The following is a 620-nucleotide window of genomic DNA, read 5'->3' as shown; positions in this document are numbered from 1 at the left end:
GGGGCCCCGGCCCCGCCCGGCCGAGCCGGACTGGCTGCCGGTCGGCCGGGCCCGCCCCGAGTGCCGGGGCCTCGGGCGGGCGGCGCTCCGCCTGGACTCCCCCGCCGTGGACCGCCTGGTGGGCACCGTGCTGGCCGCCGAGGGCCCGGTGACCACCTGGAACGAGGTGCTGGCGCCGGCACTGCGCGCGGTCGGACGCAAGTGGGCTTCCTCCGGCGAGCGCTATGTGGAGGTGGAGCACCTGCTCTCCTGGCACGCCTCCTCCCTGCTGCGCCGCCTGATCGTGCCCTCGCCCGGCCTGCGCTCCGTCCGGCCGCCGGTGCTGCTGGCGTGCATGCCGGAGGAGCAGCACTGCCTGGCCCTGGAGGCGCTGGCCGCCGCCCTGGCCGCGCGCCGGGTGCCGCTGCGCATGCTGGGCGCGGCCGTGCCCCCGGAGGCGCTGCTGGACGCGGTGCACCGCACCGGGCCGGCGGCCGTCGTGCTGTGGTCCCAGGTGCGGCAGACCGCTGATCCGGTGCTCGCGCACCACCTGCTCCAGGCCGGGTGGGAGACGCGGGGCGCCCGGGTGCGGCCGGTGGTGCTGGCCGCCGGGCCGGGCTGGGGCGGGCGCCGGCCGCGGG

At 80.5% G+C, this 620-nt stretch carries 1 protein-coding gene; it reads left to right on the top strand.

The window, feature by feature from the left end; genetic code table 11:
* Window positions 1–620: B12-binding domain-containing protein (locus GQS09_RS28385; protein WP_207958394.1), on the top strand; the 620-nt coding region annotated here is incomplete at both ends.

It is taken from the genome of Streptomyces sp. YIM 98790, assembly GCF_011421595.1.
Taxonomy (GTDB): domain Bacteria; phylum Actinomycetota; class Actinomycetes; order Streptomycetales; family Streptomycetaceae; genus Streptomyces.
This window is presented reverse-complemented; position numbering and strand designations above follow the sequence as displayed.